General features: G+C 55.8%; 12 protein-coding genes. 2 read left to right on the forward strand and 10 right to left on the reverse strand.

Annotated elements, in window-relative coordinates; translation table 11 throughout:
- Positions 1 to 387: 387 nt before the first annotated feature.
- The 7 genes from E5J99_RS04465 to E5J99_RS22130 all read right to left on the reverse strand — a co-directional run bounded on the left by E5J99_RS04465 (position 388) and on the right by E5J99_RS22130 (position 9043).
- Positions 388 to 2208 carry a cytochrome c peroxidase gene (locus tag E5J99_RS04465; RefSeq protein WP_135496521.1) on the reverse strand — a complete coding sequence of 607 codons (1821 nt, stop codon included), beginning with the start codon at positions 2206 to 2208 and terminating at the stop codon, positions 388 to 390.
- Positions 2208 to 3143: a leucine-rich repeat domain-containing protein gene (locus E5J99_RS04470; protein WP_135496522.1), complete on the reverse strand. Its 936-nt coding sequence runs from the start codon at positions 3141 to 3143 to the stop codon at positions 2208 to 2210. Before E5J99_RS04470 ends, E5J99_RS04465 begins: the two co-directional genes overlap by 1 nt.
- Positions 3140 to 4804 (reverse strand): alkaline phosphatase PhoX, encoded by a 1665-nt coding sequence (locus E5J99_RS04475; protein ID WP_135496523.1) that lies wholly within the window; start codon positions 4802 to 4804, stop codon positions 3140 to 3142. Before E5J99_RS04475 ends, E5J99_RS04470 begins: the two co-directional genes overlap by 4 nt.
- A 457-nt stretch (positions 4805 to 5261) precedes the next feature.
- Entirely contained in the window at positions 5262 to 5630 is a 369-nt protein-coding gene (locus E5J99_RS04480) for a hypothetical protein (RefSeq protein ID WP_135496524.1), read from the reverse strand.
- A gap of 776 nt (positions 5631 to 6406) precedes the next feature.
- Positions 6407 to 7594, reverse strand: a complete 1188-nt coding sequence (locus tag E5J99_RS04485; RefSeq protein ID WP_167851983.1) for an immunity 26/phosphotriesterase HocA family protein — start codon at positions 7592 to 7594, stop codon at positions 6407 to 6409.
- Positions 7595 to 7806: 212 nt separating this feature from the next.
- Positions 7807 to 8406 carry a hypothetical protein gene (locus E5J99_RS04490; protein ID WP_135496526.1) on the reverse strand — a complete coding sequence of 200 codons (600 nt, stop codon included), beginning with the start codon at positions 8404 to 8406 and terminating at the stop codon, positions 7807 to 7809.
- A gap of 241 nt (positions 8407 to 8647) precedes the next feature.
- Positions 8648 to 9043, reverse strand: coding sequence for a site-specific integrase (locus E5J99_RS22130; RefSeq protein ID WP_167851984.1), 396 nt, complete (start codon positions 9041 to 9043; stop codon positions 8648 to 8650).
- 275 nt (positions 9044 to 9318) lie between these two features.
- Between E5J99_RS22130 and E5J99_RS04500 the strand changes: the two genes are divergently transcribed.
- Positions 9319 to 10656: a type IX secretion system plug protein gene (locus E5J99_RS04500; protein WP_135496527.1), complete on the forward strand. Its 1338-nt coding sequence runs from the start codon at positions 9319 to 9321 to the stop codon at positions 10654 to 10656.
- A gap of 258 nt (positions 10657 to 10914) precedes the next feature.
- Here E5J99_RS04500 and E5J99_RS22190 read toward each other — a convergent pair whose 3' ends face one another.
- From E5J99_RS22190 to E5J99_RS04515, 3 genes are read right to left on the reverse strand one after another with little or no spacing between them, the layout of a single operon-like run.
- Positions 10915 to 11190 carry a DoxX family protein gene (locus E5J99_RS22190; RefSeq protein ID WP_394345940.1) on the reverse strand — a complete coding sequence of 92 codons (276 nt, stop codon included), beginning with the start codon at positions 11188 to 11190 and terminating at the stop codon, positions 10915 to 10917.
- Positions 11191 to 11193: 3 nt separating this feature from the next.
- Positions 11194 to 12420 carry a hypothetical protein gene (locus E5J99_RS04510; RefSeq protein WP_135496529.1) on the reverse strand — a complete coding sequence of 409 codons (1227 nt, stop codon included), beginning with the start codon at positions 12418 to 12420 and terminating at the stop codon, positions 11194 to 11196.
- On the reverse strand, positions 12401 to 13399 hold the full coding sequence (locus E5J99_RS04515; protein WP_135496530.1) for a DUF2157 domain-containing protein: 999 nt from the start codon (positions 13397 to 13399) through the stop codon (positions 12401 to 12403). Before E5J99_RS04515 ends, E5J99_RS04510 begins: the two co-directional genes overlap by 20 nt.
- 984 nt (positions 13400 to 14383) lie before the next feature.
- Here E5J99_RS04515 and E5J99_RS04520 point away from each other — a divergent pair.
- Positions 14384 to 15838, forward strand: a complete 1455-nt coding sequence (locus E5J99_RS04520) for a M48 family metalloprotease (RefSeq protein ID WP_135496531.1) — start codon at positions 14384 to 14386, stop codon at positions 15836 to 15838.
- The last annotated feature ends 170 nt before the right edge of the window (positions 15839 to 16008 follow it).

Below are 16008 nucleotides of genomic sequence, written 5' to 3' on the forward strand. Positions count from 1 at the left end.
GCGTACGGTACTATTACGGTCTGAAACTCGCGGGGGAAGGTGGGCATAGCAGAACGGTGTCGTTACCCAAAGCTAAGCCTGCCCTACCCGGCGGGTTTCTTTTTTGCCTCCTTACCAACCCCCAAAAGGCTAAAGTCAAGCTAAGACAAGGATGAAATTCCTCAACACACTCTTGCCAGGTGCCAGGCCGAGTGGATAGAAGTGCTTGTGGCACCTCTTGCCTTCTTGCCTTCTTGAGACTTCCTGTCGAACATTCTGCGCATCAATCGGAGAACAAGGCATATTGCGGGCAATAGTACATCTGACTACCCGGGCACGCGAGATGTCCCGTGTTGCTCGACACGACGTTCTCACTACAGCTTGCCCACAACAGCTTGGCAGGAACCGTCAATAAGCTGATTCCTGGGTGTCGTTCAGCGCCTTGATGAAGGCAATAATGGCTTGCTGCTCGGCCGTGCTGAGGTGGAGCCGGTCTTCGGCCAGCGTTTGGGTGGGCACAGCCAGGCCCAGCCCGATACCGCCCCCTTTGTTGTAGAAATCCAGCACCTGCTCCAGGGTGTGATACACGCCGTTGTGCATATAGGGCGCGGTGAGGGCCGCATTGCGCACGGTTGGCGTTTTGAAAGCGTGCTGCTGGTGGGCCACGCCGTACAGCAGAAACTTGCCCTGGTCAGCATCCAGGGTTGGGCGTAGGGTATCGGCGGTGGCCGGCACGCCCAGTACTTCGCTTTCGGCCTTGTCGTAAAGTGGCGGCACGGTGCCGTTGAACAGCGGCATGTAGTGGCAGGTGCCACACTGGGCCTTGCCCATAAACAGGTTGAACCCCAGGACTTCCTGTCGGCTGAGCACCGTGGTGTCGCCGCGCAGGTAGTGGTCGAAGCGGCTGTTGAGGCGCACCAGCGAGCGGACGTAAGTGGCTACCGCGCGCCGGATATTGCGCTCCGTGACGGGCTGCCGCTCGGTGGTAAAGGCTTGCGCGAACAGCGCTGCATAGGCGCTTTTTTTGCGAAGCAGCGCCGGTGCTTCGCTCAGCTGCCCGCCCATTTCGGCCTTGTTCGATACCACGGCGTGGACCTGATCTTCCAGGAAATGTACCCGGCCGTCGTAGAACTGGTCGGGTTGCAGGGCCGCGTTGAGCAGGGTCGGCGTGTTGCGCTCCAGGCTCTCTTTGCCCAGCAGCGAGCTGTTTACGCGCAGCCCATCGGTGTAGGCGCGGCCGGGCACGTGGCAGCTGGCGCATGAGCGGCCCCCGCGCCCCGACAGCAACGGTTCCTGAAACAGGGCTTTGCCCAGCGCCAGCACTGCGGGGGTAGGCGCGGCGGCATCTGCCGGGGCGAAAAATCCCGGATCGAAAGCATCGGCCACGAAATAGCCGCCTGCCTGGACGCGCACGGCCCGGCGCGCCGCCAGAAACGGAATCTGCTGGGCCACCTGCGCCTGACGGAGCGCGGCCAGCGCGGGGTTGAAATAACGCACGAAGAATATAGCGCGGTCGAAGCTGTTGAAATCGTGCCGGGGCGCGGCAACGGCCGCCTGGCAGCGCTCCAGCTGCGTGGTCAGGGCTGGGGGCACGGCAAACAGGGCCAGCACCTGCCGGCTGGACTGCAGCGTGACGGCGGCCTCGGGCAGGGAGGCGTGGGCCGCTGGCGAGTCGAAGCCGGAGAGGCCTTTGGCGGCCAACCGGTAAAGATTGAGCCGCACGGCATCGAACACTTCAGCGTCGGAAAAGGAGAGCACCGGGGCTTGCTGCCGCAGGTGGCGCACCTGGTAGAGCAGATTATCGATTTCCTGGTGGATCAGGTCCCGGTTGGCGCGGCTGTCGGGGGCGGCGTACACGTATTCTTCCAGCACCTGAAAGCCGGTGGGCGGAATGACTTCGCCCGGCTCGCCCGGCTCGGTTTCGGGCAGGGCCGCGCCGTTGATGCGCTGGGCGGCGTGCGGGTAATAATACTCGACCGCAAATTCGAGATGCTTGTACTCGGCCCGGCAGGCGGCAAACTCGCGGCGCAGGGCCGTGGTATCGGCCCGGTACCCTGCATCCTGAAAGCGGGTCAGCGTGGTGTGCAGCTGACTCAGGTGGTAGCTGTAGTACTCTTTCACCTGCTCGGCGGGTGCTGGGCGCAGCACGGCAAACGAAAACAGCAGCCCCGCCAGCCCCAGCAGCAGCGGGCGAACAAGAGTCCGGGAATGAATCGAATGCAGGTTCATTAGAAGTAAAAATGAGCGCCCGGCAGCGCGGCTTCCGCCTGGCGGCGGGCCTGCGGCGTAAGGGCGTTGCGCTTCACGATGACTGTTTTCAGCTTCTTCAGCTTACCAAGTGAGGCCGGCAGCGCCGTGAGCTGGTTGTCGTTGACGATCAGCATTTCCAGGTTGCGCAGCTTGCCGATGCTTTTTGGCAAGGCCTTCAGCTGGTTGCCGGAGAGGATGAGCACCTTCAGCGCCTGGCAGCTGCCGAGGCTGGCGGGCAAGCTTTCCAGCTGGTTGTTCGATAGGTTCAGCTCCTGTAGCTGCGTGAGGGCCCCAAGCTGGGCGGGTAATTGCTGCAGCTTGTTGTCGTTGAGGTAAGCGTAGCGCAAGCCGCGCAGCTGGCCCGTAGAGGCGGGCAAAAACAACAATTGGTTGTGCGACAGATCGACATACTCCAGCGCCGCCAGCTCGCCGAGCTGCTCTGGCAGGGAAGCGAGGTTGTTGTAAGCGCCGAGCAAATAGCGCAGGCTGTCGAGGCCGCCGATGCTGGGCGGCAGCTCGGTCAGGGCATTCTGGTCGATTTGGAGCTGGCGCAGCCGGTGCAGCTTGCCCAGGGCCGGGGGCAAATCGAGTAGGCCGTTTTTGTTGGCAAACAGCACCCGCAGGCTGTCGAGGCGCGTGATGGCCTCGGGTAGGTGGCGCAGGTGGTTTTCGTGGGCGTAGAGGCGGCGCAGCCCCCGCAGCTGCTCCAGGCTGGCGGGCAGCAGCTCCAGGTCCTGCCCCCGCAGGTTCAGCTCCCGGATGCAGGCCGGCCGGCTCAGCGCATCGGCCAGGGTGAAGGCCGCCGGCGCGGTACAGGGGGCCGGTGCAGCCGTCTGGGCCAAACCAGTGTTGCCCCGCAATAGCTGCGGGGCAACACCTAGAATAGCGAATAGGATACCCAGAAGTAGCCTCACTGCTTGATGAAAGGACGAGTGGTCGTGGTGGTAGCCGTTTTGATAACCAGGGTGTAGTGGCCGCTGCCGAGCTTGCTCACGGGCACTTTCACGCTGTTCAGGCCCTGGTGTAGCACGGTGGCTTGCTCCAGCACGCGGCCACCCAGCGTGTTGAATATCTGCAGCGTGGCAGCTTCCTTCCGGTTGTGGGTCAGCTCTACGGTCAGCTCGGCGCTGCTCACCGGGTTGGGGAATACGTCGGCTTTGGCCAGCTCTACCTTCTCCTTGGTGGCCAGCGTAGTGCCCAATACGCCTTTGCGGCTAATAACGAGCGTGGTAGACTTATTGAAGACCACCGATTTGCCGGCGGCGTCGACGGTAGCCAGCGTGTTGGTGGCGCTGGGGTTTTGCATGGAGATGAACATGAACCGCTCATCGGGTGAGAACGTCATGCCGGTTGGCTCGCAGCCGGCGGGCGTCACGGCAAATAGCTCTACGGCCGGGTTGGCCTGCGTGTGGCAGGGCTTCACGACCCACACGTGGTTGCGGCCGCCATCCTGCAACACGTACAGGTTGCCCTGCGAGTCGAAAGTGAGGTTGTCGTTGCCCGTGCCCCAGGCCTCCGCTACGGTGCCACCGCCGTAGTTGATGGTGTAGGCCTGGTTGGTGATGCCCGGCGAGTTGCCCACGAATACCCCAAAGCCGCTGATGGCGGTGCCGGCATCGGTGAAGCGGTAGGTGGTGCCAGGGCCTTTGGCCGTGAAGTAGATCTGGCCGTTGAGCGGGTTGATTTCGATGTCTTCGACCCCGCTGAAGCTGGTGGCACCCAGCGCCAGGGCAGCCGCGGCGCTGTTGTTGCACTCGGCCGGCGTGGTGTTGGGCACCGGAATCCAGGTGCCGGTGGTAGCCGTGCCGATGGGGCCGCTGAGCTGCAGCGCGTAGAGCGTGCCGTTGGCCAGCTGACCGGCCGTGGTAGCTACATATTTATACACGAAGCTATTGGCCGCGCCTTCGTCCGCGCCTTCGTATACAGTGCGGCGGTCGGCGGCCACCACGATATTTTCGTGCTTGAAGCGGCCCATGCGCCAGAGCTTGTCGGGCGTGCCGTTGCCGTCCTGGTCTTTCACGGTGTGCGTAGCCGGATTCAGCTCCACGTTCCAACCAAAGTCGAGGTAGCCGTCGCCGTTGCTGTCGGTGGGCGTGGTGGGCGTGTTTTCTTCGCAGGTCACCACTGTGTTCCAGGGCGTGGTACCGCCCGAGCAGTTGTTGTAAGTGCCCACCACCGGCCCGAAGTTGACCGGGTTTTTGGCCGTCACGTTCCAGAGCTTGGTCGTGGCGTTGAAGCCCAGGTCGAGCATGCTCACGCCGGAGGTAGCGGCCGAGGAGCCCTCGTGGTTGATGGACAGGTAGCCGTTGGTGCTGCTGGTGCCCACCGGCACGTAGCCCGTGAAGTCGAAGCTTTCCTTTACCGCGCCATCGGCCGCCGTGGAGTAGGCGTCACCTCCCTGCACCAGCATCTGGAACGTGTGCGTAGCCGGCAGGCGCAGGTCTTGGGGCTGGGTGGAGGGCTGCACCGACGTGAAGCGGCTGATGTGGTCGGTGGGCAGGGTGGGGCAGGCCGTTTGCGCCCGGGCGGCAGTGCTCAGCAGGGCGGCCGTCAGTAGCGTAGTCGTGTGTTTCATAGAAGCTTGCGTAGGGGTTGAAAGGTGCCGCAAGTACGAAACGCACTGTTGCGCCTGGTTTACTGCTGGGTTAAGGCTGCATAAAGGAGCTGTGACGCTACTGTTACCCCGCACCCGGCTGTCATGCTGCTGCCGTTGCCTCAGAAGCAGTGGTGGCTTTTCTGCACAGAACGTTTTGCGGCATGGCGAAGGTGTGGAATTAGAATTCCAAATGCTGATTAACTGCTGCTCAATTTATAACTAAATGTTCATTGTCTGTTCAACCGCCGATTATTGAACTAGTGCCCGAACAAATGTTCAATGTTGAGCAAATGCTCATTGCATTCCCAAGAGCCACACTTGCATAAAGCTACCTGTTGTGTGCTGTGTGGATGTTTGACGAGCAGTAGAATTTATTTATAAGGAAATATTGTTAGGCATACCCGGCAAATTAGTGCTAATAAGAGAGCTGCTTTTTTTAGAATAGCGTCCTAATCCTTTCCGCTTGGAGTTTTATATAAGCTGCGCAGACCTTAAATTTATCAAATGATTTGATTTCGAAAAATTCCTCAACTTTTGGATAATATCCGACAAACCGTCTGCCAAAAGCCAGTTTCTTAAAATACCAACCTGACGATGTGCGTTGATCTTCTGACCACTGTAACCACTGATCAACTAAGCTGGGATTACTGTTCAATTTACTTATAATCGATTCCTCATGAATTTTATTATATGATTCAAAGTAATTAGATTCTTGTAATAAAGTAAAGGCTGATATATTTTTTAGATGGAAATCAGATGGCAGGTTTACTGCGGATTCTATTATACTATAAATATTTGTTTCCATACATTTGTATGTTGAAGAATGTTCCTCCTTACTGCAAATTCTGTCCTAGCGGAGTGGCAACATAGCACACAACGTTTTGCGGCTTGGCGAAGCGGCGGATTTTCACCGCGAAGTTCCACCGGAACCGTAAAGTTCAAACTTACGAAAATCTTTCAGGCGAAGCGAGAAGCCGCCGTTTTGCCAAGCCGCTGTTATGTGCAGGGCCTTCCACACTACGAGTTGTTACTTTAACCATGGGCTATACAATTCATGGAAAGCGAAGATAATGAAATCGTGTTTTTCGCTCTCCTCAAAGTCCTTGACTAATCGAAATTTTTGTTCTATAAAATAATCCGATATGTGAGCGTTACTATTTGTCACTATATCGTCGAACAATTCAAGCTCCAATTCTGAAGGAGAGTCCTGGTATATCGCAATTAAGGTCATACGATTAATATTAGCGTCAATGTCAAGATAAATTCGCCTTAGATTAACTGTGATTTTATAAGGAAGAAATCTCAGGACTGTCTGAATATAAACTAAATTTTTCTTCTGCTCTTGTCATGATGTGATTACCTGGCCTTGCCCATAAAGGTAGGGCTTGCTGCTGTGCCGGAATTCATTGAACGTTCAGCCCGTAACCGCAGCCCGATTGAAAAACTAAAGTTGAAGTTAACAGCAAAAAGCTGATTGATATTTTTCAGCCGGAACAACTGCTGATAGAGAAAAAAGTTGAGGATTTATTCTTCAGCTGGCATAGAAGCAAACCCATTGTTAACTGGCCGTTCGTCGTCTTCTCAAAGTTGTTTGATTATTTCGTTTGGTAATTTTGTTGCTGTTAGTTTTGAATTGTCAAAGTAGCTTTTGTTGGAGTCAAGCCCAAAAACTTTGAACAACTCATTTTTAACGTCTTTGTTTTTAGGATTTCGCAAGTCCCATTTTGCTTTATAGTGTTTGGAATTTGCAAAGTCATAAACACCATTATTATTTAATGTCTTTATGATTTCATAAGTGTCATAATGAGGTCTAAACCCAATTGAGTAATATTCATATGGATTTTGTCCTACTTGTGTTTCTTCTGTGAAAATATACTTCTGATAAATGTCTTGTGGAAGTTCTTTATGTATTAAACCCCATTGAAGGAACACTATCTTTCTTTGGTCAATACTTCTACCATAAGAAATTGGAAAATCAAATTCTTCATCTTTGATTTGTCTGTGTCCAATAATTTCATATTCACCATACAAAAACAAGTTATCCATCATTACATCCGCTGGTAGTTTCGGCTGTTTATCAAGAATTGCAATGTCAACTTTTTTTATGTTTGATTTATAAACAAAAAGTTCAATTATTACGGGCGGCCCCATTAATAAACTCAATCCATGATGGCTTTCAATTAACTTGCTTTTTCTAATCTTGTTCACATCAAGAAGAATTCTGCCGAAGCCGTAACTTGTCCTGCTAAGTTTAAAGCAGAAATAGTCACCCGTTTTAAATTTTATATTTTTTCTTTTTGCGTTCTTAAATAGTTCGATTTCTTTTAAATGATTGTCAGGTGATTGTTCTATAAAATCAGATACTAATTCTGAAATGCTTTTTTCTGATTGTATTTCACTAACCCATCGATTTGAAAAAAAAGTCGTTTGTGTATTGTAGCTCCCTATTGTCAAGTCACCATTGCTTACACTTAAATATATTCCTAAGGGTTGTCGTTGCTCTAAAACTGATGCAGATAATTTCTTTCCTTTTCCTTTATCAGTCTTGGGCAAAAGGATAGTTCTATCGCTCGTCAGTTCATTATAATGAAGTTCAGAGTATTTATTGTCGGTCGAAATGATATGTCTTTTAATTGTGTCCTTGTCATAATAAAGAATGCTTTCTGGACGATAAGTGTCACCTTTAAAAATAACTCTGTCCCAATGACTTTCTATTGGGTCAAGTCCGAAATATTTTCGTTGATTATTTGTCAGTTCAAATGTTGTCATATAGAATGGCTTATAACGGACGAGTATTTGCGAAGGCAGGGAATTCATTGAACGTCCAGCCCGGAACAAATGCTGATTGAAAAACTGAATTTGAAGATAACAACTAAAAGTCAAATTACTAACGCCCAGCCGAAACTGAAGCTGACAGCGAACTATAGCCGAAGATAACAACGTCCAGCCCTGCTTTTGCAAATACTTTTGTTGGTGGCAGGTTATTTTGTCAATGCCACCTCAGTTCCTCTTATCATAATTTTTTTTGAGTTTTTAATATTTTGCTCTGATTTTGTCAACAGCTTAATAAGTTCCAAATCAATTTTTTCCTTTGAGTTTTCAATTTTGTCAACAATGATTGTCAACAAATAATTTTCATCCACCATATACCTGTCGTAATCGGCATTAATAATGTTCCCGTCAATCATAAACACCACAGACTTGTTTTTTAGGTTTGTGTACTTGTCCTTTAAGTCAGTTAGGGAAATTAATTTAAGAGTATAGCTGCTTTTTGTTTTTATATGAATTTGTCCGTAGTATAGAATATTGTCGATTAATATACTGTCCTTCACAACATTAATGCTATCTATTTGCATTGGGTTTAATGTAGTAAATAATGTTTCGTGTACGAATTTTTCATTTAAAAAGAATGCTGGTTTATTTAATTGATTTTCCTCTTTTGAATAAACAACTTTTAAGATTGTGTCACTTTCTAACACTTTGCTTGGATTGATGATAAGACCATTAATTTTATTTGTTGGAGTCTGTCCAAAAGTATTTGTCGACCAAATGACAATTGCCAATATCAATACTGCTTTCATTTTTTAAATTTTAATGGTTACGTGATGTCGTTTTAACTTGCCACCAACATCTGTATTGCCGCAACTCGACGGTCCTGCAAGTTGCGGCAATACATCTTTAGTGCGCAAGTAAGTTGCGGGAAGCATACTCATTTGGTATGCTTTCCGCAACTCGTCTGATTATAGCCTGAGACTGTCGGGGGGAGAGGTCGGGCGGGTGCGGTGGTCAACATGGGTGGAAATTTCGGTGGTTTTGATGCTGCTATGGCCCAGCAAGTCCTGAATGATACGAATAAACCAGTGCCCGCTTCGAGCAGATGCGTAGTGTAGCATGTGCAGCGTTAGGAGACACCGGATGCCGGCCCCGCGCTGCCGCTTGCTTCACCACCAGCTGCAGGCTTCGCTCACTGTAGTGCTCGCCCGGCTGCTGGCCCTCAAACAGAAACGGAACGGGCCGAAACTGCCGGTACTGCTCACGTAGTAAATATAGCAACCTGGCGAATAGTGGCAAATTCCGGCCTTTTCGCCTTTGCCGCCGCACCCCTATCAAGGCCATGGGCTGGCTGTCGATGCCGGTAGGCGTGAGGGCTGGCACCTCGTTCCGGCGCAGGCCCCGGTCGAGGTTGCCGATCAGGGTGACTTTGTTGAGGCCACGCATAGACGATGGACCTGTCTAGAAAGTTGCCAACCGCAATCAGAACGTCCTGCCTGATCTGTCGTCCGCGAAGTGGAAGTATCTCTCCCGCTTCGCAGGAACCACTCAACGAGGCGGCAGAGATGCTTCCGCTTCGCGGATGCCAGATGAGCATCACGTTCGGCTTTCTGCACCGCGTCATGGAATATACCGGCTAGAGCCGGCGCAGATCCGGCTCCGGCGCAGAAAAACAGGCCGGCCGCCGGGCGAAGCGGAAGCTTCGCCCTACATTCGCCCTTATGCCTCGTTTTCTCTCGCTTCTGCTCCTGTTGGCCACGGCCTGCGTGCCGCTGGGCACGCCCATCACCGACCCCAACGCCGCCCGCCCGCCCGGCCAGCAGCGCCCCCCGGACTACTATGCCGACAAAACCCTGCGCTACGACGACTACATCTATTCACCCGATGTGCGCTCGGTGCAGTGCTACGTAGGCACGAGCCAGAACACGGAGATATTTCAGCCACCGGTGGTGCCCCTGAGCCAGCAGCAGCCCATTGTGCTGGAGTTCGACCTGCTGGGCACCAACTCCCAGCGCTTCACGGCCAAGCTCGTGCACTGCGACGCCGACTGGAAGCCCTCGGTGCTGACCGATATGCAGTTTCTGAGTGAGATAAACGAGTTTCTCATCACCGACTACCGCACCGGCGTCAACGTGAAAGTGCCCTACTACCACTACCGCATGCAGGTGCCCCGGGTAAAGCTGAGCGGCAACTACCTGCTGGTGGTGCAAAGCGCGGGCGGTACGCCGGTCGTTAGCCGCCGCCTGCTGGTGTACCAGAACGACGTGGAAGTAGCCATCCGGCAAGGCATACCAGTGGCCGGGCAGGAGCGCTACACCATGCAGCAGGTCGATTTTTCTATCGGCTACGGCGGGCTCAACCTCGTGAATCCGAGCCAGGAAGTGAAGGTGACGCTCCGGCAGAATTTCCGGTGGGATAATGCCAAAATCAATCTGCGCCCCACCTTCGTGCGCGACGCCGAGCGCCGCCTCGACTACCAGTACTTCAATTTCGAAAACGCCTTTGTGGCTGGCAGCGAGTTCCGCTTCTTCGATATGCGCTCCTTGCGCGTGCTGGGGGCCGGCCTGGCCCAGCTCGACGCGGCGGCCAGCCCACGGGCCGTAGTGCTGAGCCCCGAAGCTACCCGCAACGGCCAGGGCTACTCGCAGTTCGACGACATCAACGGGCAGCGCTTGTTTGAAAGCCGGGAGTTTGGCAACGGCGCTACCAATGGCGACTACGCCGATGTCACGTTTCAGCTGCGGGCCGCGCAGGCCGCGCCCGGCCCGGTGTATGTGTTCGGGGCGTTATCCGATTGGCAGCTCAAGGACGAGTTCAAGCTGACCTACAGCCCCGAACAGCAGCAGTACACCGGCACGGCGCTGCTCAAGCAAGGCTACTACAATTACTATTATGTAGTGGGCAAGCCCACCGGCGCGCCCGATGCCGTGTACTTTGAAGGCAGCCACCAGGAAACCGAAAACCAGTACGATCTGCTGGTGTACTACCGCCCACCCGGAACCCGCGCCGACCTACTCATTGGCTATCAGATGCTAACTGTCAACAGCCGCCGGCCCTGAGTAGGGGCTTGAGGTAGTTTGTGGAGTCGTCCGAACGATGTAGAGACGCATACTTGCGTCTTGTCGTTGAACGATATTGGAACAACGGCACGATGTAGAGACGCAAGTATGCGTCTCTACATCGTGCTGAGCGCTTTAAATGCTACCTCAAGCAGCTTCTAAGGGATAGGGACAGGCAGAGTCTGCTTCGGCCGTGCGGACGCCAGAGCAAGCAGGCCGGTAAAGCGGTTTCGGAGTACGGGGCAGCAGTAGCGCGAACTACACAGTTCGCGCTACTAGCCATGGACCCCGAAACCGCTCTAGGATGCCAACCCGCTTCCACGCGCCCACTATCGACAACACACGGAGCGGGTAGCTCAGGTGCCGCATTCCGTCCACCTTGAACTGGGCGCGCAGTAGCTGGGCGGTGCCGCCGGCCAGCATCCCGAAAGCCAGTAGTCCGGTTGTCAGCGCGTGTGGACCGTACTCGAAAAAGCAGTCCTGAATGCTTGGTGAACGTCCCTGAGGTGGTCTAGTACGGTGGGAAAAGTCCAGGGCCTAATACGCGCCCTCCGCACCGCCGCCGCCCGTGGAGCCGCCGCCAAACCGGAAGCCGGGCTCCGGCACTTTCATGCCCGCTTCCGCCACCTGCGACAGGACCACCGATTCCAGATCCAGGACGCTGAGCTGGGGGCTGTCGGCGGGTTCGGCGGTGAGGCCGTGCCGGGCGGGCCGCAGGTAGCGCAGGGCCGCGCCAGCCAGCACGATGAGCAGCGCCCCGCCCAGCGTGAGGGCCCACTCCGGGGGCAGCACCGAGCGGTAGAAGCGGTAGGTGTAGAGCGAAAAGGCCAGCGTGAGCAGGCCGGTATGCAGAAAAATCCGGTCAGCCCGGCGCAGGCCCAGCACTATGTAGGTCAGTGGAATAGCGCCGGTAAACAGGTAGAACAGCGGGGCAAAGCTTATCTGGATGGAAGCCGGTAGGTCGTTGAGCAGGGCGTTGGCTTCGCGCACCACCAGGTAGTTGCCGGCCAGATAAAAGCCCGCCAACGACACCACCTTCGTGACGCGCAAACAGGTGCGGTAGTAAAGCGAATCGGGGCGAAGGGCGCACCATTGCCCGGCCTGGTAGCTGCCCGCGCAAGCCAGCATCAGCACGAAGGGCAGCAGCGCCTTGCCCCAGCTGAGCTGCAGCGTGAATACCGCCACAATGACCAGATAGAGCAGGTGGGCTGCCAGGGTCACAAACGCATCCGCGTAGCGCCCGACGGCGGCCAGCAGCAGCACCCAGGCCGGGAGTAGCAGCCACCCCAGCAGCCCCCGGGCCAGCAGCAGCTCCGGGTCCAGGAGCTGCGTGGGCAGCACTGCCGCGTAGAAAAACCCCAGCGCGGTCAGGAAGTAGCTCAGGGCGATGTACAGCAAGGCGTTATCGGGGCCCGAGTGGTAGAAGTGGTTGGCGTGAATAAGCTGCTCCAGTAAAAAAATAGTGCCCCCGCCACACAGCAGGCAGCACACCAGAAAGCCGGTTTCCTGAGAGGAATGACCAGAGAAAACAGCCGTGAGGATGGTGCCGAAAATCAGGCTTCCGGCTATTCCTGCCCCAATACCAGTGAAGATGAACAGGGTAATCCTGACAAAGAAATGACGCTCATGAAAGCCGCTGGGAAACATCAGCGCAATAGCACCGTTTTGCTCCGCCGAAACAAAGCCGCGCTTGTGCCACCGGCGCGCCATGCGCTGCACCTCCCGGTTGAAAATCCACTCTTCGTTATAGGCCTTTGTGTTCATGGTTGCCCAGAATGGTTTTCATGTTGAGCAATAAGGCGACGATACCTATGCTGGAAAGTGGGAAGTAGAACCAAGCCAGCGCGAGAAAGCCCGAACCCATATTCTCCAACTGGAAATACGCATACGTAACGGCCACATAGCCATAAACCGCGCCCAGCAGCAGAAACAGATAAGAGTGGGTGCGGCGGGCGTACCAGACCAGGGCCGCGCTCAGCCCCAGGATCAGGACAACGGCCAGCCCCGGCGACAACAGCCCCGGCTCGCTGTAGCCCCGCCACAATGCGCTGGTAGCCGCCACCAGCGCCAGGTTGCTGCCTAGCAACATGTACGTGTAGCTGAAGTGCTTCTTGCGGTCCAGGTAGTCGGAGGCCAGCCCCACGGCCGCCAGTACCAAGCCCAGCCCGATGGCCGCCGAGTCGAGGTGGGGGAGGGAGTAGTCGTTTTGGGTGAAAGCCGACACCGGCGCAATGGCCACGCCCACCCAGGCGGCCAGTCCCGTGAGGGCCATTGAGAGCACGCCCCGGTGGTCGAAGCGGTAGGCGCAGCCGAAGAACACCACCGTGGGCAGCAGCACCAGCAAGCCGTAGCGCGTACCGAAAAAAGTATACTGATACTGCAGGTAGCCCACCAACGTGAGCAGCAGCAGGCAGGCCAGCAGCAGGGCATAGTCGGCGCTGGCGGAGCTGCGCGGGTTTATGTGCCAAGTAAACGGCTGCCGCTTCCGATACGCGTAGGCAAAGCCCGCCGCAGTCAGCAGCGCAATGCTGGCCACGATAACCCCGTGCCCGATAGTGTCGATATGCTGGTAGATGAGCAGCCCCAGCCCAGTGCTGAGCAGTGTGACGCCCAGCGAGAGCAGCGTACGCAGCTCGTAGTAGAGGGAAAACGGCTTTTCCCGCTCGTGGCGGGCAATGGTGGCCGCCTGCTCACCCGAAATCAGGTCCAGCTTCCGCAGCGCGGCCAGTATTTTATCCGTCATAGCCCGTGGGGGAAGGTCAGAGGAGGGTAGGGTATTGCGGCGGTAAACATAAGGTTTTCCCACTATGCGCTTATTCCCTCCCAAAGAGCGGGTCGGGCCGTGCGGCCAGCAAACAGAAAGAACGTCATGCTGAGCGTAGCGCAGCGGAGTCGAAGCATCTCTACCGCCACACTAGTGCGGTTTCGGATTCCGTGTACGGAGCAGCAGTAGCGCGAACTGTGTAGTTCGCGTCCCCGCGCCGATAGAACGTGTGCGAACGGCGTGGGGACGCGAACTACACAGTTCGCGCTACTAGCCATTGACCCCGAAACCGCTCTAATCAGAGTTACTCTGGCGGTAGAGATGCTTCGACTCCGCTGCGCTGCGCTCAGCATGACACGAAAATTGAAATTCCAGATGCGTTCTAGGCTGTGTGGACAGTAAGAATAAAGAACGTCATGTCGAGCAACGCGAGACATCTCGTGTGCAGTCGCTGGATTACTACTCATACGACCGCACGCGAGATGTCTCGCGTTGCTCGACATGACGTTCACAAAGCATTCAGGACTGCTTTTTTGATTACGGTCCACACGCTCTAAGAGCGTGCTTGGGAATCGGTGAAAACCCCGTTTGTGTCATGCTCATCTGGCGTCCGCTTGTCGAAGCATCTCTACCGCAGTGGTGATTAGCATTGTGGTAGAGATGCTTCGACAAGCGGACGCCAGATGAGCATGACACGAAATGTAAAATCCCAAACTCGCGCTAAGTGCGCCACTCCCGAACAATCCCGAAGCCAGCAAGCACGAGTCAGATTCTGGAGGGAATGTGAAAAAATAATTCATATTCCCTTCAGTCTTGGAGGGAATGTAAAATTTTTTCTCACATTCCCTCCAACATGTCAGCTCCTTATGCCGATGGGGTACAGGTGCCGGCACAGCTGGGCCGTAACCAAAGCGCCGGCCTCGCGTTGCAGCAACACCCGGTTCTCCTCCTCCGCTCCACACCATGAAACACACCCTCCCACTCGCCGCCGCCTTGTTGCTGGCCTCGTCCTGCTCCGTGAACCCCGTAACTGGCAAAAAAGAAGTGATGCTCGTCTCGAAAGGGCAGGAGCTGGCGATGGGCCAGCAGTCGGACCCGGCCGTGACGGCGCAGTTTGGCCTCTACCCCGACCAGAAGATCCAGAAATTCATCAACGACAAGGGCAAGGCCATGGGCGCTATTTCCCACCGCCCCGACCTGGCCTACCAGTTCCGCGTCGTCGATTCGCCCGTTATCAATGCCTTTGCCATTCCCGGCGGCTACGTGTATTTCACGCGCGGTATTATGGCTCATTTCAACAATGAGGCCCAGTTCGCGGGCGTATTGGGCCACGAAATCGGCCACGTTACGGCCCGCCACTCGGCCAAGCAGCAAACCAATGCCATCATCGGGCAGGTGGGGATGATGGGGGCCATGATAGCCTCGCCCCGGCTGGCGCAGTTTGGCGAGCAGGCGGCCCAGGGCATGCAGCTGCTATTCCTGAAGTTTGGCCGCGACGATGAAAGCCAGTCCGACGAGCTGGGCGTGGAGTATTCGTCCAAAATCGGCTACGACGCGGCCCAGATGGCCGACTTCTTCCAGACCCTACAGCGCCAGCAGGCGCAGAGCGGCGCGGAAGCCATTCCCGATTTCCTCTCCACCCACCCCAACCCGGCCGACCGCTACAACCGTGTGCACCAGCTGGCCGACCAGTGGAAGCAGAAAAACGGCAACCCGACCACCCTCAAAGTCAACCGGGAGCAGTACCTGCGCCTCATCGACGGCATCGTGTACGGCGAAGACCCACGCCAGGGCTTCGTGGAAAACAATGCCTTTTACCATCCCGAGCTGAAGTTCCGCTTCCCGGTGCCCGCCGGCTGGAAGCACCAGAACACGCCCCAGCAGTTCCAGATGGCCGACCCCGCCGGCAAAGCCCTCATGATGCTGGCCCTGGCTCCCGGCAGCTCGCTCGATGAAGCCGCCCAAGCGCTGGTGAAGCAGTTTAGCCTCCAGCCCACCGACTCGCGCCGCGTCACCGTCAACGGCTTTCCGGCCATCACCTTTATCGGCGACCAGGTGCAGCAGGACCCCCAGACCGGCCAGCAGGTAGCCGGAGTGCGCACGATGGTGTATCTGATTCAGGACGGCAAAACCATCTACGCCCTGCTCGGGGCCTCGTCGCCGGCCGACTTTCCCAGCTACCAGCCCACGTTCAGCAGCACCATGGAAGGCTTTGCCCGCCTCACCGAGCCCGACAAGCTAAACCGCCAGCCCGAGCACCTGCGCGTCAAAACGCTGAAGCTGCGCAGCACGCTGAGCCAGGCCCTCAAAACCAACGGCGTGCCCGAGAAGCGCCTCGAAGAAATGGCCATCCTCAACGGCATGCAGCTCAATGAGCAGGTAAATGCCGGCTCGCTGATTAAGGTAGTAGGCAAGTAACCCCACCCCAACCCCTCCCCTCGGGAGAGAGGCTTATTTTACTGTTGCAATGACAACTCCAGAGAACATTGCAGCACCAACGTAAAGCCCCTCTCCCGAGGGCAGGGGTTGGGGTGGGGCAAGGTTGGCAGGTTTTTTGGCTTGTCCACTCCAGCCGCGTCTTTTTCCGG

Source organism: Hymenobacter elongatus, from assembly GCF_004745955.1.
Taxonomy (GTDB): Bacteria; Bacteroidota; Bacteroidia; order Cytophagales; family Hymenobacteraceae; genus Hymenobacter; species Hymenobacter elongatus.

What these genes read in the sequence shown, in the direction of transcription:
- E5J99_RS04485 (WP_167851983.1), bottom strand. Translation starts at nt 7,594, where the DNA reads ATGACAACATTTGAACTGACAAATAATCAACGAAAATATTTCGGACTT.
- E5J99_RS04500 (WP_135496527.1), top strand. Translation starts at nt 9,319, where the DNA reads ATGCCTCGTTTTCTCTCGCTTCTGCTCCTGTTGGCCACGGCCTGCGTG.
- E5J99_RS04465 (WP_135496521.1), bottom strand. Translation starts at nt 2,208, where the DNA reads ATGAACCTGCATTCGATTCATTCCCGGACTCTTGTTCGCCCGCTGCTG.
- E5J99_RS04510 (WP_135496529.1), bottom strand. Translation starts at nt 12,420, where the DNA reads ATGAACACAAAGGCCTATAACGAAGAGTGGATTTTCAACCGGGAGGTG.
- E5J99_RS04490 (WP_135496526.1), bottom strand. Translation starts at nt 8,406, where the DNA reads ATGAAAGCAGTATTGATATTGGCAATTGTCATTTGGTCGACAAATACT.
- E5J99_RS04475 (WP_135496523.1), bottom strand. Translation starts at nt 4,804, where the DNA reads ATGAAACACACGACTACGCTACTGACGGCCGCCCTGCTGAGCACTGCC.
- E5J99_RS22130 (WP_167851984.1), bottom strand. Translation starts at nt 9,043, where the DNA reads ATGCGTGGCCTCAACAAAGTCACCCTGATCGGCAACCTCGACCGGGGC.
- E5J99_RS04480 (WP_135496524.1), bottom strand. Translation starts at nt 5,630, where the DNA reads ATGGAAACAAATATTTATAGTATAATAGAATCCGCAGTAAACCTGCCA.
- E5J99_RS04515 (WP_135496530.1), bottom strand. Translation starts at nt 13,399, where the DNA reads ATGACGGATAAAATACTGGCCGCGCTGCGGAAGCTGGACCTGATTTCG.
- E5J99_RS04520 (WP_135496531.1), top strand. Translation starts at nt 14,384, where the DNA reads ATGAAACACACCCTCCCACTCGCCGCCGCCTTGTTGCTGGCCTCGTCC.